The sequence below is a fragment of the Psychrobacillus sp. NPDC058041 genome (assembly GCF_042885655.1).
GTDB lineage: Bacteria > Bacillota > Bacilli > Bacillales_A > Planococcaceae > Psychrobacillus.
In genome coordinates this window covers 1-23,121 of the sequence record NZ_JBHVRO010000013.1, presented here as the reverse complement: position 1 = coordinate 23,121, position 23,121 = coordinate 1, and the positions used below count along the sequence as shown (strand labels likewise).

The following is a 23,121-nucleotide window of genomic DNA, read 5'->3' as shown; positions in this document are numbered from 1 at the left end:
ACGGACAAACAATAACCACAAGATTACCGAAAAAAATGTAGCTGGAAGTGACGCAGTCACTTCCAGCTACATAATTCCAACGGTAATAGTGTAGCCAATGTTTCGTCCAAAGCACTCTGGAAGTAGTAAAGACAAGTTGCACTTAAAAGATGCTTGCGTTTTTCTTATTTTTCAAAGTTATTTTTATGAAGATTTGATTCAGTTATCTAATAATGAAGGTTCAAAAAATATATCTTTTTAATTGACTAACGATATTATTCAATTCATGCTCTTTTCCAATAAAGTCCAGCAAAGCATGAATAAGAATGGACTTAGGTGCCTCTTTTGTAAGTTCCTCCTGAAGCAAAGCGATCGCATCGTTTAGCTCCGTTTTTCGGAAATTTGTTATAGGAAGCTCTTTAACGGTAGATAATAAGTTTCCAAGCAAATATGTTCGATATTCTTCAACTGGAATTGATTTTTCTGCTATCTCATATTGCATATAATTGTCCATTAAAGAATTTTGCAAGATCGGCTTTGTTTTCTTTTGTACGATACATTCGGATAGTTCTTCGATTCGATCAGCGATATAAACCGCAATATTTCTGCTATTCAGCGGTTTGTTTTCGTATAGCACAAGGAAAATAAATTCCCTCGCAATACCGTTATACATGATAACTAAATCCCAAATATTAGGACATATTACTTCTCCTAGAAATCGAATCAAACTCTCCTTACTGTATTTTAGATGATTTGCTCTTAAACGAAGGAAGTACGGGGCATAATGTCCCTTTGAAGTGTTCATTTTTTTGATATCATGCATAATGAATTTATTATTTAGGAAAAATTCGAAATGACATTCGGTTTCGAGAATAAATACCTCCCTCAAGGATCGTGTTGCATCTCCTCGAATTTTTTCAATTTTAGTGTACATGGCCATCTGTTGTGAATCGTGAAAAGCAATATATAAATCTTCTTTTGATGGGAAAAATTTATATAAAGACCCTTTGGCAATTCCACAATCATCTGCTATTTCTTGTATGGAAGTAGCTTCGTAGCCATTCTCTGAAAAATGTCGAGTAGCAGATTCAATAATATTTTGTCTGATAATGCTCAAGGTTTTCCTCCATATAAAAAAATATTTGACATTGAATTTAAAAAAAGTAGAATAAAAAAGTAACCTTTGACTGGATAGTTTTTCTAAAAAACTATAGGTCAATAGTAAAACGTTCAACATATTTGGTCAAGGAAAGGAATTAACTTATGTCAACACAAAACACTGCTTCGGCAGAGCAACAGCCTGAGTTTTCAGTAAAGGCACTTATTTTGCCTCTTATGGCCGTAATTATAGGGATGATTATGGTTATTCTGGATAGCACGGTCGTTAATGTAGCAATTCCCAATTTACAAGCATACTTCGATACTACACTTAAAACAATCCAGTGGACAATTACAGGTTATACACTTTCCCTTGCCGCAGTGATTCCGCTTGCGGGGTGGTTAACTGATAGGTTCGGGGCAAAGCAAGTTTTTCTAACTACAATTGCTTTGTTTACTATTGGTTCGGTTCTTTGTTCTCTCGCTCAGACTTCAGAACAGCTTGTTCTTTTCCGAGTTATTCAAGGACTTGGAGGAGGAATGGTTTCTCCAATAGGAATGGCCATGATCTTTAAGCTTTCTCCACCCGAGAAGAGGGGATCTGTAATGGCGATGCTGGGTATTCCTATGCTTCTTGCACCAGCAGCTGGACCGATTTTGTCAGGATGGCTTATTGGTCTTGCATCATGGCACTGGATATTCCTTATTAACCTTCCAATAGGAATTGCAGCATTATTAGTTGGCTTGAAGTATTTGCCGATCATTGAGCGACATAAAACACCAGCCCTTGATGTTTGGGGAATGATATTGGCACCGATTGCCTTCTCCATGCTTGCGTTCGGTATGAGTGAAGGTGGTACGGATTGGACTTCTACAAGAACACTAACCGGGTTAATCGTCGGTGGTGTCGCACTTGCAGTGTTTATTTTCGTGGAGCTTCGTCAGAAACAACCACTTCTTGAGCTTCGTGCATTTGGTTCATCTGATTTCACAAGAGGTGTAATCTTAACTTGGATTTCTCAAATTGCGCTGATGGGTTCCATTCTGATGGTTCCATTGTTCTTGCAAAATCTTCTAGGTTATACACCACTGGAAAGCGGGTTAACGACTCTTCCGATGGCACTTGCATCTGTTGTGTTTATGCCAATTGGAGGTAAGCTATTTGATAAAGTGGGGGCTCGTCCGTTAGCTTTTGTTGGATTAATTATTATTTCAACCGCTTTATTCTTATTGTCTAAAATCGATTTAGATAGCACAAGGACTACGCTGATGCTGCCACTGGCTATGATGGGATCTGGTATGGGGTTATCGATGATGGCACTTAATACACATGTATTAAATTCTGCTCCTCGTAAACTTGTAAGTCGGATAACACCGCTTACAACAGCTACTCAGCAAGTAGTAATGTCTTTCGCAATTGCTGGATTAACAGGTTTCTTAACTTCTCGAACTACTCACCATATGGTTGAAGCGGGAGCGAACGCTAACTTGGCCCAAAGCTCCGCATTGGCGTTCGGTGATATTTTCTTGCTTACCTCATGTATTGCTGCATTTGGTATACTCATGAGTCTTACCTTGCGCAAACCGCGTTTGAAGGACGATCATGAAGGGGATAATGAAGAAAAACCGGATGCAACGATGATGATGGGGCATTAAATATAAATTTATCATTCCTTTTTTTAAAGCAAGTTCCCATTTAATTAGAATAAAAGAAGCTACAAATTCGTAGCTTCTTTTATTCGTTCGTCATAATTTTATTGAAAATCGAAAGGTGAATTTTTTTCGATTCGATTGGTTTCATATTCTTTGGCATATCATAGCCTATCCATACTGCAGATGTATATTTATCTGTTAGCCCGGCGATCCAATAGTCATAAAAATCATTTGTTGTTCCTGTTTTTGCACCTACATAGGTAGATGGAATAGATATTCCTCTTCCGGTACCATTTTGAACAACGTCTGAAAGTAGTGCCCTCATTGTTTGTACCGTTTTTGGTGACCAAACTTCTACTTTTTCTTCATTCCATTCATATAAAATATTCCCACTTTTATCAGTTACTTTGCGTATTGCATGAGCAGGTTTGTACATACCATTTGAAAAACTAGTGTAAGCATCCGCCATTTCTAATACCGTTACACCGTTTGTCAGTCCACCTAGTGCAGCAGCATACGAATGATCTTCTTTTGTAATATGGCTAAATTGAAACTGGTTTAATTTATCAAAAGCATTGTCGATTCCTACAGTTTCTAGCAATCTAACTGCAGGGGTGTTATGGCTTAAACGGAATGCTTGTTTAATTGTTACATAACCGTATACTCTTCCTCCATAGTTTCTAGGACAATAATTACCTATACATAGTTTCCCACCATTAATTGTGTTATTAGGAGTAAGTGTAGTAGTTTCAAAGACTGGTGCATACACAAGTAATGGTTTAAGTGCTGACCCAGGTTGGCGAACTGCCTGATATGCACGATTAAAATCGAACTTTTTATAATCTTTACCGCCAAAGATGCTAACAATTTCTCGTGTATCATTGTTTATGACAACTGATGCAGCTTGCAAGTCAGGTGTTTTATATAGTAAATGGTTTATATATTTTTCATCGTTTTGTTGTTTTAAAGGGCTAAGAGCTGTATAAACCGAAACACCCTGTGCAATAACAGCGTTCACTTTTGTTTGAAGTTCATTTTCGAAAATAAGTTTTTGCTGCTCATTTTGAGCAGTATTCATTTTTTCGATAAAACCTTCTTTTTCAGCAATTAGGGTTTTTAATTCTTCCAATACATATGTGCCATAGGCAGGGTAAAGTTGTTTTTTTGTTTTTGTAAGTAGAACAATTGGTTGGCTTTTTAATGTTTCTCCGTAATCTGCAGTTATTTTCCCTTTTTTCACTAAAACATCTATAAGCAATTCTTGACGCTTTTTAGTAGCTTCAAAGTGTTCTAGAGGATTATAAATTTTCGGGTTGTTTGGTATCGCACTAATAAATGCAAGTTCTGCTTCAGATAATTGATTTAGTGGTTTCCCAAAATAATAAGTTGCAGCTGCCCCAATTCCATATACTTGGTTACTAAAATAGATTTCATTTAAATAATTTGCTAGGATTTCTTCTTTCGTAGATTGCTTTTCCATTTCATAAGCATAGACAAGCTCCGTTACTTTACGTTCATACGTCTTTTCAGTAGATAAGTACCTTAACCTAACTAATTGTTGAGTAATCGTACTTGCTCCTTGATCTTTTGAATTTGCGGAAGCATTAGCAAATACAGCTCGGAAAATTGCACTAAAATTAAAACCAATATGGTTGTAAAATTCCACATCTTCACTTTGAATAAACAACTCTTGCACAAACAAAGGAATAGACTCAAGTGGAAGTGGATCTCTCCATTCCACATAATCCTCTGAAAAAGTATGCTCGTTCTCATCTAATAAAACGATTGGAGATGATATGACTGGACTGGAAAGTTGAATTGATTGTGCTAACTCTTCATTAAAAGAAGATGCCGCAAGTAATTCAGAATGAATGAATGAGTACAATATCCAAATGATTGGAAAACATATAATGATGAATAAAAAACCTATTAGTTGGCGCATTTGTTGGACTCCAATTCCTTATGAACTAGTTGCTTTTTCATGCATTTCTTCTTCTAATAAAACATTTTCAAAATCTTGGACAGGTTTCTTCCTTGCAAAATAAATAATAAAAAATGCAATTAGGAATAAAGCTCCAGTAACAAAGAAAACGGAAGAAATTCCTATATATCCACTGATGAAACCACCAAACATAGGTCCAATTATATTTCCTAAAAAACGAAAACTTGTATTATAGCCCATTAATTCTCCTTGCACCTCAATAGGAGCTTCTCGTCTAATAAGTGCAGTTGTAATAGGTATTAGTCCACCCGAAGCAATACCGAAAAGAAGACGGAGAACAATGAGTTGCCATAAAGCAGTTACAAAAGCCATGGGAACAATGAAAATAAATGCAATTACAAGAAGTGCAGATAACACTTTTTCGTATCCGATTGAATCTCCTAGTTTTCCCCATACTCTCGCAAATAATAAGCTTCCTACTCCTGTTGCACTAAATGTTATTCCCGCAAGGAAAGCAACTTCATTGGAATTTGTTAAATGAGAAACATATAAAGATAAAAGTGGTTGAATACTAAATAAGCCGATTTGTATAAGGGAAGTGATCATTAGCACATTCAATATCAAACGGTGATGAAAAATACCTGAGATAACCGTTTTTCTAGAATATTCATGATCGCCTTTTTTCTTTTCTTTTCTTAATTCTTGTACTCCGAAAATAACTAGTAGAGCGGCAGCAGATACAGCGCTAGCCGTAATAATAAATGTATATTGAAATCCAAATGTATCAGCTAAAAACCCACCGATTACTGGACCAAATAAGGTTCCAGAAACACTTCCCATTTGCAACGTACCCATCGTTTTCCCAGCAATATTCTTAGGAGTTTGAGAACTAATGAATGCGAGAGAAGTTGGGATAAATCCAGTAACGATTCCCATAAATAAACGAAGCACAAAGAAAGCTTCCACGGAATGGACAAATCCCATTAATAGCACACTTATTGCAATGCCGAATCCATTAATAATAAGGATAGGCTTGTACCCATATTTATCGGCTATTCGTCCCCATATAGGAGACATAATGAATGCAGAAACAAAAGTAGCTCCAAAAATTAGTCCAGCCCATTTCTGGGTATATGCATCAGAAAAATCGCCCATCGTTTTAATGTATAGAGATAAAAATGGCATTATCATCGTCATTGTTCCAGATACTAAAAAGTTTGAAAAAAACATAATGATAAAATTTCTTTTTTGTACGCTCACCCAAATCCCTTCTTTCTATTTGTTGCGTACTTTCTAAATCTTATTATAGGACATTTCGTGAAGCTAAGAAAGTTAGATACTTTGACACTGAAAAACGCTTTTCATTATGGTAAACTAATTTGGGGTGAATGATTCATGAAGAAAATCATTTTTTTATGTTTAATAATTGCTGTATTAAGCTTAGGTGCATGCGGACAAAAAACTTCTGAAACGAAAAACGATGCTGCATCAACAGAAAATGAAACAAAGCTAGATAATAAAGAGGACAAGACAACAGCACAAGAAGGAGAGAAAACAATGTATCCACAACTTTCAACAGAAGTTGCTTCTAACGAAGCTTTAGTTATTATGAACACATCAATGGGATCTATTAAAATTAAGTTGTTCCCAGAACTTGCTCCTAAAACAGTTGAGAACTTTTTAACACATGCAGAAAATGGTTATTATAACGGTATCATTTTCCATCGTGTAATTGAGGATTTTATGATTCAAGGCGGAGATCCGACGGGAACTGGTATGGGTGGAGAAAGTATATACGGTCAAGAATTTGAAGATGAATTTTCTATGAATCTATTTAATTTTAGAGGGGCACTTTCTATGGCAAATGCTGGGCCTAACACGAATGGTAGTCAATTTTTTATCGTTCAAGCATCAGAAGCACCAGCCTCTGCCGATGAATTGAAATCACGCGGATGGCCGGAAGAGATTGCAGAAGCATATGTAAAGATGGGTGGAACTCCTCATTTGGATCAAAAGCACACAGTATTCGGACAAGTCATCGATGGGATGGATGTTGTTGACAAAATCGCAGCAGTAGATAAAGGTGCAAATGACAAGCCACTAGAAGATGTTACGATTGATTCGATTGAAATTGTGCAAAAATAAATAGGGAAGTGTCGAGATGTTTCATTTTTTACAGCTAGGTTTTTTATACTTATATTTTCCTGAAGACAAACGAGAATACATTCCTGTTGTGATTGAATTATTTATACTAATAGGTATTTGCATACTATTATTTAGATGGTTAATGAAAAAATCTAATAGAGATGCAGAGAAAGCTAGAGAAATAGAAGCACAAGTAATGCAAGCTAAAAAAGAACAAATGGAAAAGGATTCAACTCAAAACTGAGTTGAATCCTTTTATTATGGGTCTATAATTATGTTAATGCTTTTATAAATCGTGCGACTCCATCTTCTACAGTCACTCTTGGGCAAGCTACATTCATACGTAAAAAGCCATTTCCAACTTCCCCGTATTTTGTACCTGGCTCCAGTGCTAGCTTCCCTTTACTTAAAAGAAGTTCCATCATTTCTTTTTCAGATAATCCGGTGTCACGATAGTCAATCCACAATAAATAGGTACCCTCTGGTTTCGACACTTTTATCCCATTTACTTTGGTCGTTAATTCATTCACAACATAATCCATATTAGACGATAAAACTCTTAAAAGTTCCTCAAGCCAAGCTTCACCATATTCATAAGCAGCTTGAAATGCAGTCAAAGAGAAGACGTTCAATTCCATTTGTCCTCGCATCAAAGCTTGTTCTTCTAATACATTTCTTTTTTGATCATCAGGAACAATAATTGTAGCAGCTTGTATTCCTGCTAAGTTAAACGTTTTTGTAGGTGCAAAGAAAGTAATGATATTATTAGGATTTTCTGCAACCGATAAAATTGGAATATGCTTGTTTGGTTTAAAAACTAAATCGGAGTGGATTTCATCTGACAAAACTAAAACATTATTACTTTGACATAATGCAGCTATTTTCGTTAAGTCTTCCTTACTCCACACTTTTCCACCTGGGTTGTGCGGGCTACAAAGTATAAATGCTTTTACACCTGATTTTAATTTCTCTTCAAATGCATCAAAATCTATTTCTAATGATCCATCTTGTTCGATAAGTCTGCAAGTTTCAACAACTCTTCCTAGTTTTTCAGGTACATTTGTAAATGGGGGATATACCGGTGTATGAATAAGGACTTTGTCTCCTACTTCTGTAAAAGCTTCAACAACTGCTGCTATTGAAGGAATAACCCCTTGCTGAAACAAGATCCATTTATTTTCTATTTTCAATTGGTGCTTTTTTTGTAACCAGTTAGTGAGAGAAGCTTTTGCTTCTTCCGGTGCCAAAGAGTAACCAAAAATAGGATGGTCCAATCGTTTATGTAATGCATCGGTAATAGATGAAGGAATCGCAAAATCCATATCTGCAATCCACATGGGTAGTACTTCGGATGCATCTGGAATTGAATAAATGTCTTCCACTAAATCCCACTTTATTGAATGTGTATTACGTCTTTGAAAAACAGTTGTAAAATCAGACAAATTAATTCCCTCTTTCATTTTAAGATTAATATGTTATTATAACCCTAACTAATAAAAACTAGTAAGGTGAAAATTTATGGACTCAATTGAAATGAATCGAAAAGCTGTTTGGACATTACAAGAATGGGACCCATTCGATATAGGTGTCGATAGTTATGACGCAGAAGCTGCAGATGTAGTTGCAGATCTTCAAACTATTGACCATCCGTCTGAATTGGCAAAACGAATTCAAACTATTTATGAACATTCGTTTGAACAGTGGATTCCACTAGAAAAATGCGTGGAAATTTCGTACAAATTAATCGCTTTAAAATATGAGATGAAATGCATAATCTAAAAAGAAAAAGCTTTCGGTATAGAAACCGAAAGCTTTTATGCGTTTTGGAGACCGTCTAATAAATTTGAAGCAGGAACTTCTAATGCATTTGACAGTTTAAGTAGTGTTTGTACAGAAGGAGTTTCATTGCCTGCTTCATAAGCTTCAAGCTTTCCAGTACCAATTCTTGTTTTTAGTGCAAGTGTTTCTAATGAAATGTTGCGTTCTTCTCTTAATTGACGTAATTGTTCATGTAATTCTTTTTTCATTATTACATCCATCCTTTCAAAGAAGTCTTAAGTTATTAGTATATTATATCACAAACTTTTTAGAACATCATTTTTGAAAGAACGTGACAAATATTTTGTGTATATCACTAAGAAACCAGTACCGCGGATTTCAGTTTCAGGTGGACGCGTTCCGCGGGGGCGCCGCTTTCGCGTTCGTTGTGATTTCTCATCTGCCCCACAGAGGAACAAAGGCTAAGAGCGCCACATCGTGTGGCAACGCCTTCGTGACCAACATCCTGTTGGCCTTGGAGTCGCCACCTTTTACAATCCACAGTGCAAACAAGAAAAGACAATATGCCTAATCGAAATAATAAGCTTGTGCTTTCTTGTTGGTCGAGAAGACTAAAGCCATGCACGCTGAAAGCTACGATATTTCTACGGTGTCTTTTCTCATTAAAACAATTTAATTATTCCTTGAATAAAGACGATTATAATGGCGATTGGTGCAGCGTATCTAACAATAATATGCCAAGCGTGTAAAAGGAAATTATTAAGCATCAATTCATTTGAGAGTTCCGATTTTTTAAGTACATATCCAGCAAATAACGAGATAAATAAGGCTCCTAGTGGTAATCCAAAACTGCTTGTGATGAAATCTGCAAAATCAAAAATGGACATTCCTAAAATGTGAATATCCGATAGTACTCCAAAAGATAAAGCGCTAGGTATACCTACTAAAAAGATGAAGAACCCATATATCCAAGCAGCACGTTTTCTACGGTCATATTTTGATTTGATCCCAATAGAAACAACTATTTCTAGCATGCTGATAGAAGAAGTGAGCGTTGCAAATAATAACAAAATAAAAAATAATATTAAGAAAAACTGACCAAATATTATTTGCTTAAACACAGCTGGTAAAATGATAAATACTAATCCAGGACCCGAATCTGGAGAGAAACCAAGAGCAAAAACAGCAGGGAAAATTACAAGACCAGCCATTATGGAAATTCCAATATTAAGTAGAGATACACTGAGAGATGAACTCCCTAAATTAGTCTCTTTTGGTAAATACGATGCATATGTAATCATTGCTGAAACGCCGACACTTAATGAAAAGAATGCTTGTCCTAAAGCAAGTAGTGCAGTTTTCCATGTGAAGTATGACCAATCAGGTACAAAGAGAAATTTGACTCCTTCCATTGCGCCCTCTAGTGTTAAGGAACGAATTGCTAATACAACAAAGAATATAAGTAGAAGGGGCATCATCCATTTACTTGCCTTCTCAATCCCACTCTTAATACCACCAGATACAATCCAAATCGTTAAAAGTATGAATACACCTTGTCCAATCAATACTTCTAGCGGATTAGAAATAACTGAACTAAAAAGGTCCTCATAAAATGATTCGCTCGTCCCATTTAAACTAAACGTGATTGCTCTCATTAAATAAGATAAAATCCATCCACCTACAACACTGTAAAAAGATAATATGATAAAAGAAAAAATAAACCCTGACCAACCAACTATAAACCATGGCTTTCCAGGTGCTAGTTTTTTAAATCCAGTTACCGGATCTGCTTGTCCCTTTCTTCCAATAATAAATTCCGCAAGTAAAATAGGTAGCCCAATTAAAATTGTACATACGATAAATAGTAATACGAACACACTACCACCATTTGTTCCTGCCATATAGGGGAACTTCCAAATCGCTCCTAAGCCTATTGCACTTCCAGCGGCAGCTAATATAAAACCTATCTTCGATCCAAAATGATCTCTTTTTTCCAAAGTAATTCCTCCTTTTGTAGGACTGTCTTATTGTACACGAGGTTTTTATGAAAATGTATCCATAATTGTGAAACATAATTGAACGATCTTTCGTAACACCTATATATAGAGAGCGAGGGGGAGCAATGTCAGAATTCGAACTTATCGAGCGAGCGCAGCAAGGAGACAAAGTTGCTTATTCAGAGCTCATTCAAAAACATCATCGAACCGTTGAAAAATTTGCATTTCAATGTGGCGTGAAAGTAAATGATATACCCGATGTCACACAAGAAGTCTTTGTAAAGCTTTATCGTTTTTTACATCAGTTTAAACGTGAGCGATTTACAACATGGTTATACAAAATAACATTAAATACAACGAGGGATTATTACCGAAAAGAATCAAAAGAGAAAGAAAAGGAAGAAAAACTAAATAATGAAGTTGGGATGAAATATTCCGTAAAATCAGCAGAAGATAGAGTAGTTGTTTTTGAGGAAGATAGAGAACTGCATTATGCAATCCAATCACTAGATGAAAAATATCGAAACCCAATTATTCTGTTCTATTTTCACGATTTATCATACGAACAAATCGCAGATGTTTTAAACGTCCCGCTAACGACAGTCAAAACTAGATTACTCCGTGCAAAAGGACAACTAAAACGCTTACTTTCAAAGAATGGGGGTGCAAAGCATGGACGATAGAGAACTTGAAGAACGATTAGATTTATTGAAATCATCCTATGAAAGAGTACCTTCTAATTTCGATGCGGACGAAGTATTAAGCAAGCTCGAAGATGAGAAAGTACAATCTATAAATGTAGAAAGACACAAATCTTTAAAATGGCAAAAAGTAACCATTTGGGCTGTTAGTATAGCTAGTTTATTTATTATCGGAATACTTGGAAGTTCGTATTTATTAAAAGAAAATGCAATACAAGGAGAAGAGCAACTAAGCGAATCTGCCAAAGAATTTATTGATAGATTGAAAAAAGAGTATCCAATAGCAAGAGAAAAAAGACGAGAGGTGCTGAATCTACCTGAAGAAGAGTTTTCACAAATTGAGTTGATAAATTCTGCAGATAGTTATTTTCAATACATCACGGATTCAAGATACCATCCTCTTTACTATAATTCGTCCTTTAATCAAGATGAAGCTTATAAAAGCATTATAGACAAAATAAAACTTCCATCTGAAATGGTTACAGAAATAAAGAAGCAAGATACCTTAGATAAGGCCGAAACTATTGAGTTTTTAAATGCGTACAACTTAAAAGTCAATTCCTTTAAAGAATATGCGAACGAAAAGTTAGATGAACAGAAAGATGAACTTTCTGCTTATAAAGTGAATGGTTTATATAAGATTAATAAAATATTGGAAAATGAACGATTTCTCTCAAAGGATTTCCATAACTTGAGGAAAAACGCAGAATCCCAAGGCCTTAAAATGGAGATAATCGAAAATGGATTAGATATTCGTTTTACATTTGATTTTGAGCAGTATTATTCTGAGATTTTTTCTATAAAACTAGATCCAATTTCTAAGGGCTATTTACTCATGATGCAACAAGCGCCATTTACTTATGCATCGGAATTAATATATCCGTTGTATGAAACAATGACTACGTTATTAAGTATGGAAGATTACCTATTGGATGAGTACGTGAAAACTAATGGGGATTCCAAAATGGAAACTTATTTTACAAGTGTATTTTATTTATTAGTGAAAGGTACAATCGAGAATCCTGTATTTGATGAAAATGGCGTTGTTAAAGAGGAATACAAAAAGATTTGGAGGACTATGGCAAATGAAGAAACGAATTCGCCTTCTCCTTATCTATTAATTCCAATAGTTAAAGAATTTGAGCAATCGGGATGGAAAAAGTCCGAAGCGTGGGACGATTTCTCTTATGGTGATATTGTAGATGCGCTTCATCTCGCTAAAAATGGTGATTTGGAGCAGTTTATGCCGGAGAGATTGGCGGTCAAAAATTCTGAAACTGAAACACTAGTGGATAATGACTTCTTACAGCGTGTCCATGGATTGTATAAATCATTCGCAAAGACTCATGATCAAACAGTATTGAAAAATGCCAAACCAGAAGAAATTGTTGGATTATATTATTATTGTTCACAACTAGAAGATGAGGAATCGAAATATGAACTCTATATTAAAGATGATCAATATGTTCAAATTCCAAAAGAAGAATATATGAATGCTCCGCATGAAAAAATACCGGATTTAAGTAAGGAGTTTTCTTCTCTACGTTTTGAACAACGCTCAAATAAAGAGGGGTATGTAGTATTAACTCTCCATCCAGACCGTACGCTTAATTTGGAAGACAGGGAAATTGGATTTGGGGTTATTCAAACAGAAAACGGTTGGCGAGCAGCCTTTATGCCAACCCAGTGATTTTTGCTAGCTCTCTTTCTACTATGTTATAATTTAACATGACCGTTAGGGTAGATACGAACATAGACGAGTAGGGAGTGAACAAGATGATCAAAGATTTTACGGTAGGAGATGTTGTTAAGGGAAAAGTTACTGGCATTCAACCTTATGGCGCATTCGTCAGTTTAGATGAAGAAACTCAGGGACTTGTGCATATTTCTGAAATAACTTACGGCTATGTGAAAGAAGTAGGTGAATTTTTAACTGTAGGTCAAGAAGTAGAAGTAAAAATTTTAGAAGTAGATAATGAATCAGGGAAGATAAGTTTGTCCATTCGGGAACTACAAGAAAAACCAGCTATTCCTAAAAAAGATGACAAGCCACGTAAAACACTTCAAGCTCGAGTTGCCGAGCATGATCAAGAAGGGTTTAACACATTAAAAGAAAAATTAGCAGGATGGATAAAACAATCAATCCGCTAATAATTGAAAAGGGATTCCGATTATTGTTAACTAACAATAACCGGGGTCTCTTTTTTTACAGAGATAATAAGAAAGATTGAAGCGGAGGCGGCGACTTCTGCGGGAATAGCAGATGTTTTCTGCACCGAAAGCGAAGCGGCAGGTGCATGAGCGGAAGGCCACACAGGAACGCAGGAGAGGGAAGGAAGGCTAAAGGCGCCTCTTCCCTGAGGCAACGCCTTCATGACCAACATCCTGTTGGCCTAGGAGACTGAAGCTATGCCCGCGAAAAGCGACCGCCATAGCGGAAATCGACGGCATTTCTAAGTTAGTATCTTTGCTCGGTTTTTCTTACTCTCATTATTATTATAATTATTTCTTCATTTTTCTAAGTCGGTATTGTAAATTTTGGCGGCTCATACCTAATGCTTCTGCTGCTTTTGTTATGTTCCCATCATATTTATCTAATGCTTTTTGTAGATAATACGTCTCTGCTTCTCTAAGGTATTCATCTAATGGCAGCATGTCTTTTTCGGAAGTTACTACAAAATCCTCTGCTTTTTTAGTTGTTTCATTAAAATCTTGTACCTTTAACTTGAAATGAAGAGGTAGCATATCAAATTTCAACACTTGCTCCGTAGTTATCATGGAACTAATTTCATCTAATAGTAGTTCCAGTTCCTTCAAGTTTCCTGGCCATTCGTATGTTAAAAATGCTTGAATGACTTCTTCCTCTATTTCATTAATAGTGGAACCATAACGATTGAGGTATCGATTAAAGTAATCATGTGTAAAAGGCAAAATATCATCCGTACGATTACGAAGTGCTGGAATCGTAATAGTAACCGTTGCAAAGTAATAGTACAGTTCTTTGCTTAATTTATTTGTAGATATTAAATCGATAGGATCTTGACCGATACTGGCGATAAATAAATTATTCCCACTTTTATTTGAGTTTAAAATTTGCAATAGCTGATTTTGTAATTCTAGGGATAATAAATCGATTCTTTCACAAAATATTGTACAGTTTGTGATATGTTCTAGCTCTTTTTTAAACTTGTTAATTAAGTGTTTATCCGAACTATGGCAAAAAAGAGAAATAAATTGATTGTTCGCTGGAGATAATTGATTGTGAATCCCTTCAGCAATTAAGTCTTTCCCAGTACCAGCTTCCCCAATTAATAATACAGGCATTCGGACATGAGCGGCTTTAAGTGATCGTTCTAATACTTCTTGCATGGATAGGGAAACGGCTGTGACGGTAGAAAGGGTGATTGGTTCATTGTACCGTTTCAATGGTTGATAAATTAGTTTTTCTAATGCAGTAATATCTCTAGAAAATTCAACTGCTCCAATAAGTTCCCCTTCTTCCAAAACAGGGTATGTATCATTAATAGTAGTTATCTCCTGCCCGTTACGATTCCAATAAGTCTGCTTAACGCGTAAAACCGGTTCTCCACTATGAAGAACTTTTAACAATGTACTATCCTGTTGTTCAAATTGAAAAAGTTCTAATATAGTTCTATCTACTACATCAACAGAATTTAAACCTTCTATTTCTTTCATTTTTTCGTTATAAATCACTGTTTTTCCTGTAGTATCTACCGCGTGGATACCAATGGATACTTGTTCAGTAGCGAATTTATAAAAAGGAAGAAGTTTAACTAATTTCAAGTTCATTTGGCTCACCTCAAAAAAAATTTCAACATTTTAGAATTTAATACTTGAAAAACGCAACAATCTTTTGCATTATTATATATGTAAACGGATTAAAAGAGCAAATAATTTTTGCACTAAATTTTAAGGAGGATTTTACATGATAGATTATAAACATGAAGCATTCACAGATTTCTCTAAAGAAGAAAACAAAAAAGCAATCAAAGAAGGATATAAAGTAGTTGAAGCATACCTTGGTGAAGAGTACCCGTTAATCGTTGGCGGTGAAAGAATTACTACAGAAGGTAAAATTACTTCTTATAACCCAGCAAATAAAGAGCAAGTTGTAGGTATTGTTTCAAAAGCAACTAAAGATATTGCATCTAAAGCGATGGAAATTGCAGATGAAACATTTAATACATGGAAAAAAGTAAAAGCAGAAGTACGTGCAGACGTTCTTTTCAAAGCAGCAGCTATTATGCGTCGTCGTAAAGCTGAATTCTCTGCATTATTATCAAAAGAAGCAGGAAAAACATGGGTGGAAGCTGACGTAGAAGCAGCTGAAGCAATTGACTTCTTAGAATACTATGGTCGCGAAATGCTACGTTTAAAAGATGGAGCACCAGTTCAAAGTCGTCCAGGAGAATATAACCGTTATGACTATATTCCTTTAGGTGTAGCTGTTGTTATTTCCCCATGGAACTTCCCATTTGCAATTATGGCTGGTACTACAGTTGCTGCAATGGTAGCAGGTAACACAGTTCTATTAAAACCAGCTTCAACAACTCCAGTTGTTGCATATAAATTTATTGAAGTGTTAGAAGAAGCGGGTATGCCTGCTGGAGTTGTAAACTTCATTCCTGGTTCAGGTGCTGAAATTGGTGATTTCTTAGTTGAACATCCACGCACTCGTTTAATCAGCTTCACTGGTTCTCGTGATGTTGGTTTAGGTATTGTAGAAAAATCATCTAAATTATCTCCAGGTCAAATCTGGATTAAACGTTCGATCCTTGAAATGGGTGGTAAAGATACAATCGTAGTAGATAAAGAAGCTGATTTAGAATTAGCTGCTCAATCGATCGTAAAATCTGCATTCGGTTTCAGTGGTCAAAAATGTTCTGCATGTTCACGTGCTGTAATCGTAGAAGATGTATATGAGCAAGTAGTGAATCGTGTAGAAGAATTAACAAACGCGTTAACAGTTGGTATTCCTGATAATGATGAGCATTTTGTTGGTCCAGTTATCGATGGTGCTTCATTCAATAAAATTATGAGCTATATCGAAATCGGTAAAGGTGAAGGTCGCCTTGTTACTGGTGGTACTGGGGACGATTCAAAAGGATTCTTTATCCAACCAACAGTAATCGCTGATCTTTCTCCAACTGCTCGCATTATGCAAGAAGAAATCTTTGGTCCAGTTGTAGGTATTACAAAAGCAAAAGATTTCAACGAAGCAATCGAAATTGCAAACAACACAGAGTACGGCTTAACAGGTGCAGTTATTACAAATAACCGCATGAACTTAGAAAAAGCACGCGAAGACTTCCATGTTGGTAACCTTTACTTCAACCGTGGATGTACTGGTGCAATTGTTGGATACCAACCATTTGGTGGATTTAACATGTCTGGTACAGATTCAAAAGCTGGTGGACCAGACTATATTCAACTTCACATGCAAGCAAAATCAACTTCTGAAATGCTTTAATTTTATTGAGCATAGCCTGCTCTATAAATAGGATAATTTGATTTAAAAAGGTAGACCATCATGTCGATGTGTCTACCAACTATTATAAAAAAGAGGAGTATGAAACCATGACAATTTCACAACAAGTTATTGAACAAACTAATAAATTTGGTGCAAATAACTATAACCCACTTCCAATCGTTGTTTCAGAAGCAGAAGGAGTTTGGGTTAAAGATCCAGAAGGAAACAAATACATGGATATGCTTTCTGCCTATTCTGCAGTTAACCAAGGGCATCGTCATCCAAAAATCATTCAAGCTCTAAAAGATCAAGCTGATCGTGTAACGTTAACTTCTCGTGCATTCCATAATGACCAATTAGGTCCATGGTATGAAAAAGTTAGCAAATTAACAGGTAAAGAAATGGTATTACCAATGAATACTGGTGCTGAAGCTGTTGAAACTGCACTTAAAGCAGCTCGCAGATGGGCTTATGATGTAAAAGGTGTAGAAGCAGATCAAGCTGAAATCATTGCATGTATTGGAAATTTCCATGGTCGTACAATGGGAGCTGTATCATTGTCATCTGATCCTGAATATAAACGTGGATTTGGACCAATGTTACCAGGTATCAAATTAGTTCCTTATGGTGACTTAGAAGCACTAAAAGCAGCAATTACACCGAATACTGCAGCTTTTATCATTGAGCCTATTCAAGGGGAAGCAGGAATTCTTATTCCTCCAACTGGTTTCTTAAAATCTGCACTTGATTTATGTCGTGAAAACAATGTGTTGTTTATTGCGGATGAAATTCAAGCTGGTCTTGGTCGTACTGGAAAAATGTTCGCATGTGAGTGGGAAGAAGTAAATCCTGATATGTACATTTTAGGTAAAGCACTTGGTGGTGGAGTATTCCCAATCTCATGTATAGTTGCTGATAATAATATTTTAAGTGTATTTAATCCAGGTTCCCATGGTTCAACATTTGGCGGAAATCCAATGGCATGTGCTGTTTCAATAGCAGCTCTTGACGTTTTGGAAGAAGAAAAGTTAGCAGAACGTTCACTTGAATTAGGAAATTATTTCATGGATGCGTTAAAAGAAATTAAACATCCTTCTATTAAAGAAGTTCGTGGTCGTGGATTATTTATTGGTATGGAGTTGACAGAAGAAGCTCGTCCTTACTGTGAAGCTCTAAAAGAACTAGGATTATTATGTAAAGAAACACATGATACAGTAATCCGTTTTGCTCCTCCTCTAATTATCTCTAAAGAAGAATTAGACTGGGCAATTGAAAAAATTAAAAAAGTATTTAATAATTAATATTTGTTAGACAAATATGTGTAACTATATGATACAATTGTTCCGAATAAAACATTATGAATAAAGAGGCGAAATAATCAAATGGCTGATAATTTAAACCTGTTCACATCAACTCAGGCTGTCATTCAAGAGGCTCTGCACAAATTAGGTTATGACGAAGCGATGTATGAACTACTAAAAGAACCACTTAGAATGTTAGAAGTACGCATTCCAGTTAAAATGGATGATAACACAGTAAAAGTATTTACTGGTTATCGTGCACAACATAATGATGCAGTTGGTCCTACTAAAGGTGGAGTTCGTTTTCATCCAGGTGTAACACCTGACGAAATGAAGGCACTTTCTATGTGGATGACTTTAAAAGCTGGGATTGTTGATCTTCCATATGGCGGAGGTAAAGGTGGGGTTGTTTGTGACCCACGTGAAATGTCAATGGGAGAAATTGAACGTTTAAGTCGTGGGTATGTTAGAGCTGTTGGACAAATAGTTGGACCAACTAAAGATATCCCAGCACCAGATGTTTTTACTAATGCACAAATTATGGCATGGATGATGGATGAATATAGTCGCATGGACCAATTCAACTCACCTGGATTCATTACTGGTAAGCCAATTGTACTTGGGGGATCTCAAGGACGTGACCGTGCAACTGCACAAGGTGTAACAATTATTATTAACGAAGCTGCGAAAAAACGTGACATTGATATGCAAGGCGCACGTGTTGTTATTCAAGGATTTGGAAACGCTGGAAGTTTCCTTGCTAAATTCTTGAACGATCAAGGTGCAAAAGTTATTGCTATTTCGGATGCTTACGGTGCTTTACATGATCCAAACGGTTTAGATATCGATTATTTATTGGATCGTCGTGATAGTTTTGGTACTGTTACTACTTTGTTTGAAAATACAATTTCTAACCAAGAGTTATTAGAATTAGATTGTGATATTCTAGTTCCAGCTGCAATTGAAAACCAAATCACAGCGGACAATGCTCACAATATTAAAGCTAAAATTGTAGTTGAAGCTGCGAATGGTCCTACTACAACAGAAGCTACTAAAATTCTTTACGATAGAGGTATTTTATTAGTTCCTGACGTACTAGCAAGTGCTGGTGGAGTAACAGTGTCATATTTTGAATGGGTTCAAAATAACCAAGGTTACTACTGGACTGAAGAAGAAGTAAACGACAAACTTGTTGCAAAAATGGTTGATGCATTTGAAAATATTTATGAAGTAGCAACTACTCGTAATATCGATATGCGTTTAGCTGCTTATATGGTTGGTGTACGTAGAACTGCTGAAGCTTCACGTTTCCGCGGTTGGGTATAAGTCAACTGTAGACAAACACTTTAATAAGTTGAACCGCTTGTATTTTACAAGCGGTTTTTTTATGATAAAAAAGAGAGAACAGAGGAGGATGTCTAGATGAATGCATTTTCATTTTATAATCCGGTAAAGTTAATTTTCGGTAAAGGTCAAATGGAGCAGCTAAAAGAAGAAATTTCTCAATATGGCAAAAAAGTGCTTGTTGTATATGGTGGAGGAAGTATTAAGAAAAATGGTATATACACTCAAGTTATGTCAGCACTAGATGAAGCAGGAATGGAAATTTTTGAATTAGCTGGAGTTGAGCCCAATCCAAGATTATCTACTGCAAAACGAGGAGCAGATCTTTGTAAAAAAGAAGGTATCGAAGTTATATTAGCTGTTGGTGGTGGCTCTGTGATTGATTGTACAAAACTAATCGCTGCTGCTGCAAAGTACGATGGAAATCCATGGGATTTTGTTACTAAAAAAGCATTTCCTAAAGATGCGCTTCCATTTGGGACGATCTTAACACTAGCAGCTACTGGCTCTGAGATGAACGCAGGTTCTGTAATTACTAATGAAGAAACACAAGAAAAATATGGTTGGGGTAATCCACTAGTATATCCAAAGTTTTCGATTCTTGATCCAGTAAATACATTTTCAGTACCATTAGACCAAACTGTGTATGGAATTGTTGATATGATGTCTCATATGTTTGAACAATATTACCATAATGCAACGAATACTCCAGTCCAAGATGAGATGATTGAAGGGGTTCTTCGTTCAGTGATCGAAACAGCTCCAAAACTTGTCAAAGACTTGGAGAACTATGAACTACGTGAAACGATACTGTTTGCAGGTACAATAGGACTAAATGGCTTCTTACAAATGGGTTATAATGGAGACTGGGCAAGTCATAATATCGAACATGCAGTATCTGCTGTTTACGATATACCTCATGCAGGTGGGTTGGCAATAATATTCCCTAGATGGATGCGTCATAACGTTAAAGTAAATCCTGAACGATTTGCTAAATTAGCAACAAAGGTTTTTTTCGTAGATCCAAAAGGGAAATCTTCAGAGGAAGTTGCTTACGAAGGTATTGACAGATTAGCTGATTTTTGGGCTTCATTAGAAGCACCAAGTAATTTAGCAGACTATGATATTGATGGTTCTAAAATTGACCTTATGGTTGAAAAAGCAATGATTAACGGAGAGTATGGTAACTTCAACAAACTAACTGCAGAAGATACAAAAGCCATTCTTACTGCATGCCTTTAAAAAAACACATGACTGAGCAGAAGCTTAGTCATGTGTTTTTAATATCGTTTGTTTATCTTTATGATGCTTCCATTTTTTTATACCGTCATCTTCATCGAAGGCAATTGTTACATCAGTAACACTTTGCTGGTTTAAAATAAGTTCTTTTAAAACATCATGAATGTCATCTACTTCTGCAAATGATAGTGTTGGATCTATTTCTACAACTAAGTTTACATGTAAAAATTCGCCTTCTTTTATTACTTCTAACTCTTTTATATCTTTTACATTGATGTTTTCAGACACAATATGTGCAATGTGAACAAGCATTTGTTCATCAGTTTCGCCAAGAGCACCTCTTGCATTATCAAGAAACACTTTTCCTACAACATAAAACATCATTAACCCAATCATTATAGAAGCAATTCCTTCTGCTTGTAAGAAACCAGTGAAATTAGAGACTATTATTGCAGTAAAGGCTAAAACACCACCCAAAGTAGCTACCAAGTCTTCCATAAATACGAGTTTAGTCGCTGGTTTTGCTCGATTCAAATAAGAAAAGCTTGTTGTAATAGGCGCAAGAAAGGAACCCTTTACTCCATTTTCATGCAGTATTTCTTTTCCAGCCTTGTAAAGAACCGCTGATTCTAGAATAATTCCCAACCCTAAAACAATCAGGCTGATTAGCATTCCAGTAGAAGAAGTAGGGTGTTGTATATGATGCCACCCTTCTTTAACAGTTTCATATGAAAGAATTCCTACTATTATTACAGCTCCTAAACATACTAGATTTATTAGCCTTCCAAAACCATTTGGAAATCTAGGTGTCGGTGCTTTTTTAGATAAAGCAGATCCTGTATAAACGAAAAATTGGTTAGCAGCATCTCCAATAGAGTGCATCATTTCTGCAAACATAGCAACATTCCCAGTAAAAAAGAATGCACCTGCTTTTATCATAGCGATTATTGTATTTACAATTGCTGCAGTTAAGGAGGACTTATTTCCACCCCTTAATAGTTTGAATATTTCTCGCATATTATTGCTCCTTTCATTAAATCGATGCAACTTCCATACTTTCAATGAAGTTTTCTTGTTTCATCATAAGATAAAAATCTACAGTATTTTTTTTAGTTTGAATAGATAAACGCATTTCCATTTCATGTTTCATTTCATTATCCTCCAAAATAACATCTTTAATTCGTATACTTTCTATATATACGTTGTTGTCCAATAAATACTGATAGACATCCGTAATACTACTCTCATTTGGTACAAGCACCTTCATAGATAATTCTTTTGATCGTAAACGTTTTGGTCCAATTTTAGTGAGGAGAGGAGGTATTAATTCAATACCGATCAAAACAATACAAACAGATAGTGCAGCTTCAATGTAGAATCCAGCGCCGACTGCTATCCCAATTCCTCCGGCTCCCCAAATCATTGCAGCGGTTGTTAGACCTGTAATACTATCATTACCTTTACGTAAAATGACACCTGCACCTAAAAAACCAATTCCACTTACAATTTGTGCTGCAAGACGTAACGGATCCATTGTAATATTAATTCCTTCACGTGGACTTGCTGTGTAAGCAGTTTCAATGGAGATATACGTTAATAAGCAACTAAAAGTTGCGATAACAATACTCGTTTTTAGTCCAACTGGTTTCTTCTTTAGTTCCCGTTCTATACCTATTATTAAACTTAATAATGCAGCTAAACATAATTTTAATACTATCTCGGTATTTCCTATATACTGTTGAATAAAGTCCATGAAAAATTCCTCCACTATATTTATCTATTTAATGTATGTATCAATAATAGTTATTAACATCATTCAAGATACTTTCCCTTCTCTATCATATTGAAGTAAACAGAGTTTTAGCTACGAATATAGAACTGTATAAGAAAAAGTTTGATCTGATCGATTGGAATAATGCTTGGTTTTATATATTTTAAATTGTAACCATAATAATAAAATTGGTTTTTATTTGTGGAAAGGTCGAATATGATTTACGTTTTTATTAGAATTCCTACTTTATTTAATAACAAGAGGATCAAAGTTGATTTAAAATATACGGATGAATTGTTGTTATATAGGGACTTGTGGACTCTTGCAAGATAGGGGAATTGATAAAATATAAACTTCTGTAAAAAAGGGGTTGCATTTTGTTTAACTACTAGGTATACTAATACTTGTCCTTCAGAACGACAGACAAACACTTTTAAAAAATTAAAAAAAGATGTTGACAACGCTTCTGAAAGAAGATATACTAATAAAGTCGCCAAAACGACGACATGAACATTGAAAACTGAACATGCAAAACGTTAAGACATATAGCTTGAAAGACTAATTTTGTTAGTTTGATAGCAAAAAATGACATCATTTAATGATGATGCCAGCAAAACAAAATGAGCTTTTTAAGTTCTCTATTATGGAGAGTTTGATCCTGGCTCAGGACGAACGCTGGCG

The 23,121-nt window shown here is 35.6% G+C and carries 20 protein-coding genes; 11 read left to right on the top strand and 9 right to left on the bottom strand.

Annotated features, from left to right (window positions below):
• Positions 1 to 220 precede the first annotated feature (220 nt).
• Positions 221 to 1,096: a TetR/AcrR family transcriptional regulator gene (locus ACFVR1_RS17130; RefSeq protein ID WP_387585759.1), complete on the bottom strand. Its 876-nt coding sequence runs from the start codon at positions 1,094 to 1,096 to the stop codon at positions 221 to 223.
• 146 nt (positions 1,097 to 1,242) lie between these two features.
• Between ACFVR1_RS17130 and ACFVR1_RS17125 the strand changes: the two genes are divergently transcribed.
• Positions 1,243 to 2,733, top strand: coding sequence for a DHA2 family efflux MFS transporter permease subunit (locus ACFVR1_RS17125; RefSeq protein ID WP_387585758.1), 1,491 nt, complete (start codon positions 1,243 to 1,245; stop codon positions 2,731 to 2,733).
• A 79-nt stretch (positions 2,734 to 2,812) separates the two neighbouring features.
• Here ACFVR1_RS17125 and ACFVR1_RS17120 read toward each other — a convergent pair whose 3' ends face one another.
• Together ACFVR1_RS17120 and ACFVR1_RS17115 are read right to left on the bottom strand one after the other, a co-directional pair.
• Positions 2,813 to 4,672 carry a transglycosylase domain-containing protein gene (locus tag ACFVR1_RS17120; protein WP_387585756.1) on the bottom strand — a complete coding sequence of 620 codons (1,860 nt, stop codon included), beginning with the start codon at positions 4,670 to 4,672 and terminating at the stop codon, positions 2,813 to 2,815.
• A gap of 18 nt (positions 4,673 to 4,690) precedes the next feature.
• The gene (locus ACFVR1_RS17115; RefSeq protein WP_387585754.1) at positions 4,691 to 5,932 is read right to left on the bottom strand and encodes an MFS transporter; all 1,242 of its coding nucleotides are present in this window, start codon (positions 5,930 to 5,932) and stop codon (positions 4,691 to 4,693) included.
• Between the two features lie 135 nt (positions 5,933 to 6,067).
• Here ACFVR1_RS17115 and ACFVR1_RS17110 point away from each other — a divergent pair, with 135 nt between their 5' ends.
• The gene (locus tag ACFVR1_RS17110) at positions 6,068 to 6,817 is read left to right on the top strand and encodes a peptidylprolyl isomerase (RefSeq protein ID WP_387585753.1); all 750 of its coding nucleotides are present in this window, start codon (positions 6,068 to 6,070) and stop codon (positions 6,815 to 6,817) included.
• Positions 6,818 to 6,833: 16 nt separating this feature from the next.
• On the top strand, positions 6,834 to 7,061 hold the full coding sequence (locus ACFVR1_RS17105; RefSeq protein ID WP_387585751.1) for a hypothetical protein: 228 nt from the start codon (positions 6,834 to 6,836) through the stop codon (positions 7,059 to 7,061).
• A gap of 28 nt (positions 7,062 to 7,089) precedes the next feature.
• Here ACFVR1_RS17105 and ACFVR1_RS17100 read toward each other — a convergent pair whose 3' ends face one another.
• Entirely contained in the window at positions 7,090 to 8,259 is a 1,170-nt protein-coding gene (locus tag ACFVR1_RS17100) for a MalY/PatB family protein (RefSeq protein WP_387585749.1), read from the bottom strand.
• A gap of 76 nt (positions 8,260 to 8,335) precedes the next feature.
• Here ACFVR1_RS17100 and ACFVR1_RS17095 point away from each other — a divergent pair, with 76 nt between their 5' ends.
• Positions 8,336 to 8,596, top strand: coding sequence for a DUF1871 family protein (locus ACFVR1_RS17095; RefSeq protein ID WP_387585748.1), 261 nt, complete (start codon positions 8,336 to 8,338; stop codon positions 8,594 to 8,596).
• 35 nt (positions 8,597 to 8,631) lie between these two features.
• On the opposite strand, the gene ACFVR1_RS17090 is transcribed toward ACFVR1_RS17095, so the two are convergent.
• A complete protein-coding gene (locus ACFVR1_RS17090; RefSeq protein ID WP_387585746.1) occupies positions 8,632 to 8,844 on the bottom strand; it encodes a helix-turn-helix domain-containing protein in 213 nt (70 codons plus the stop codon).
• A gap of 414 nt (positions 8,845 to 9,258) precedes the next feature.
• A complete protein-coding gene (locus ACFVR1_RS17085; protein WP_387585744.1) occupies positions 9,259 to 10,593 on the bottom strand; it encodes a sodium-dependent transporter in 1,335 nt (444 codons plus the stop codon).
• A gap of 125 nt (positions 10,594 to 10,718) precedes the next feature.
• On the opposite strand from ACFVR1_RS17085, the gene ACFVR1_RS17080 reads away from it, so the two are divergent.
• From ACFVR1_RS17080 to yugI, 3 genes are all read left to right on the top strand, one after another.
• Entirely contained in the window at positions 10,719 to 11,276 is a 558-nt protein-coding gene (locus tag ACFVR1_RS17080) for an RNA polymerase sigma factor (protein WP_387585742.1), read from the top strand.
• Positions 11,266 to 12,984, top strand: a complete 1,719-nt coding sequence (locus ACFVR1_RS17075; protein WP_387585740.1) for a hypothetical protein — start codon at positions 11,266 to 11,268, stop codon at positions 12,982 to 12,984. The genes ACFVR1_RS17080 and ACFVR1_RS17075 overlap by 11 nt, the downstream gene beginning before the upstream one ends.
• A gap of 86 nt (positions 12,985 to 13,070) precedes the next feature.
• On the top strand, positions 13,071 to 13,445 hold the full coding sequence (gene yugI / locus ACFVR1_RS17070; protein WP_387585738.1) for a S1 domain-containing post-transcriptional regulator GSP13: 375 nt from the start codon (positions 13,071 to 13,073) through the stop codon (positions 13,443 to 13,445).
• Between the two features lie 351 nt (positions 13,446 to 13,796).
• Here yugI and ACFVR1_RS17065 read toward each other — a convergent pair whose 3' ends face one another.
• Positions 13,797 to 15,104, bottom strand: coding sequence for a sigma 54-interacting transcriptional regulator (locus ACFVR1_RS17065; protein WP_387585736.1), 1,308 nt, complete (start codon positions 15,102 to 15,104; stop codon positions 13,797 to 13,799).
• Positions 15,105 to 15,240: 136 nt separating this feature from the next.
• Between ACFVR1_RS17065 and pruA the strand changes: the two genes are divergently transcribed.
• From pruA to ACFVR1_RS17045, 4 genes are all read left to right on the top strand, one after another.
• Positions 15,241 to 16,785 carry an L-glutamate gamma-semialdehyde dehydrogenase gene (pruA, locus tag ACFVR1_RS17060; RefSeq protein WP_387585734.1) on the top strand — a complete coding sequence of 515 codons (1,545 nt, stop codon included), beginning with the start codon at positions 15,241 to 15,243 and terminating at the stop codon, positions 16,783 to 16,785.
• A gap of 107 nt (positions 16,786 to 16,892) precedes the next feature.
• Positions 16,893 to 18,086 (top strand): ornithine--oxo-acid transaminase, encoded by a 1,194-nt coding sequence (locus tag ACFVR1_RS17055; protein ID WP_387585732.1) that lies wholly within the window; start codon positions 16,893 to 16,895, stop codon positions 18,084 to 18,086.
• An 81-nt stretch (positions 18,087 to 18,167) separates the two neighbouring features.
• Positions 18,168 to 19,412, top strand: a complete 1,245-nt coding sequence (locus ACFVR1_RS17050; protein ID WP_387585730.1) for a Glu/Leu/Phe/Val family dehydrogenase — start codon at positions 18,168 to 18,170, stop codon at positions 19,410 to 19,412.
• Positions 19,413 to 19,508: 96 nt separating this feature from the next.
• Positions 19,509 to 20,672 carry an iron-containing alcohol dehydrogenase gene (locus ACFVR1_RS17045; protein WP_387585728.1) on the top strand — a complete coding sequence of 388 codons (1,164 nt, stop codon included), beginning with the start codon at positions 19,509 to 19,511 and terminating at the stop codon, positions 20,670 to 20,672.
• Positions 20,673 to 20,696: 24 nt separating this feature from the next.
• Here ACFVR1_RS17045 and ACFVR1_RS17040 read toward each other — a convergent pair whose 3' ends face one another.
• Positions 20,697 to 21,686, bottom strand: coding sequence for a cation diffusion facilitator family transporter (locus tag ACFVR1_RS17040; protein WP_387585726.1), 990 nt, complete (start codon positions 21,684 to 21,686; stop codon positions 20,697 to 20,699).
• Between the two features lie 16 nt (positions 21,687 to 21,702).
• Entirely contained in the window at positions 21,703 to 22,422 is a 720-nt protein-coding gene (locus ACFVR1_RS17035) for an MgtC/SapB family protein (protein WP_387585725.1), read from the bottom strand.
• Between the last annotated feature and the right edge of the window lie 699 nt (positions 22,423 to 23,121).

What these genes read in the sequence shown, in the direction of transcription:
- ACFVR1_RS17045 (WP_387585728.1), top strand. Translation starts at nt 19,509, where the DNA reads ATGAATGCATTTTCATTTTATAATCCGGTAAAGTTAATTTTCGGTAAA.
- ACFVR1_RS17110 (WP_387585753.1), top strand. Translation starts at nt 6,068, where the DNA reads ATGAAGAAAATCATTTTTTTATGTTTAATAATTGCTGTATTAAGCTTA.
- ACFVR1_RS17105 (WP_387585751.1), top strand. Translation starts at nt 6,834, where the DNA reads ATGTTTCATTTTTTACAGCTAGGTTTTTTATACTTATATTTTCCTGAA.
- yugI (WP_387585738.1), top strand. Translation starts at nt 13,071, where the DNA reads ATGATCAAAGATTTTACGGTAGGAGATGTTGTTAAGGGAAAAGTTACT.
- ACFVR1_RS17095 (WP_387585748.1), top strand. Translation starts at nt 8,336, where the DNA reads ATGGACTCAATTGAAATGAATCGAAAAGCTGTTTGGACATTACAAGAA.
- ACFVR1_RS17055 (WP_387585732.1), top strand. Translation starts at nt 16,893, where the DNA reads ATGACAATTTCACAACAAGTTATTGAACAAACTAATAAATTTGGTGCA.
- ACFVR1_RS17080 (WP_387585742.1), top strand. Translation starts at nt 10,719, where the DNA reads ATGTCAGAATTCGAACTTATCGAGCGAGCGCAGCAAGGAGACAAAGTT.
- ACFVR1_RS17075 (WP_387585740.1), top strand. Translation starts at nt 11,266, where the DNA reads ATGGACGATAGAGAACTTGAAGAACGATTAGATTTATTGAAATCATCC.
- pruA (WP_387585734.1), top strand. Translation starts at nt 15,241, where the DNA reads ATGATAGATTATAAACATGAAGCATTCACAGATTTCTCTAAAGAAGAA.
- ACFVR1_RS17040 (WP_387585726.1), bottom strand. Translation starts at nt 21,686, where the DNA reads ATGCGAGAAATATTCAAACTATTAAGGGGTGGAAATAAGTCCTCCTTA.
- ACFVR1_RS17120 (WP_387585756.1), bottom strand. Translation starts at nt 4,672, where the DNA reads ATGCGCCAACTAATAGGTTTTTTATTCATCATTATATGTTTTCCAATC.
- ACFVR1_RS17125 (WP_387585758.1), top strand. Translation starts at nt 1,243, where the DNA reads ATGTCAACACAAAACACTGCTTCGGCAGAGCAACAGCCTGAGTTTTCA.
- ACFVR1_RS17090 (WP_387585746.1), bottom strand. Translation starts at nt 8,844, where the DNA reads ATGAAAAAAGAATTACATGAACAATTACGTCAATTAAGAGAAGAACGC.
- ACFVR1_RS17035 (WP_387585725.1), bottom strand. Translation starts at nt 22,422, where the DNA reads ATGGACTTTATTCAACAGTATATAGGAAATACCGAGATAGTATTAAAA.
- ACFVR1_RS17050 (WP_387585730.1), top strand. Translation starts at nt 18,168, where the DNA reads ATGGCTGATAATTTAAACCTGTTCACATCAACTCAGGCTGTCATTCAA.
- ACFVR1_RS17065 (WP_387585736.1), bottom strand. Translation starts at nt 15,104, where the DNA reads ATGAACTTGAAATTAGTTAAACTTCTTCCTTTTTATAAATTCGCTACT.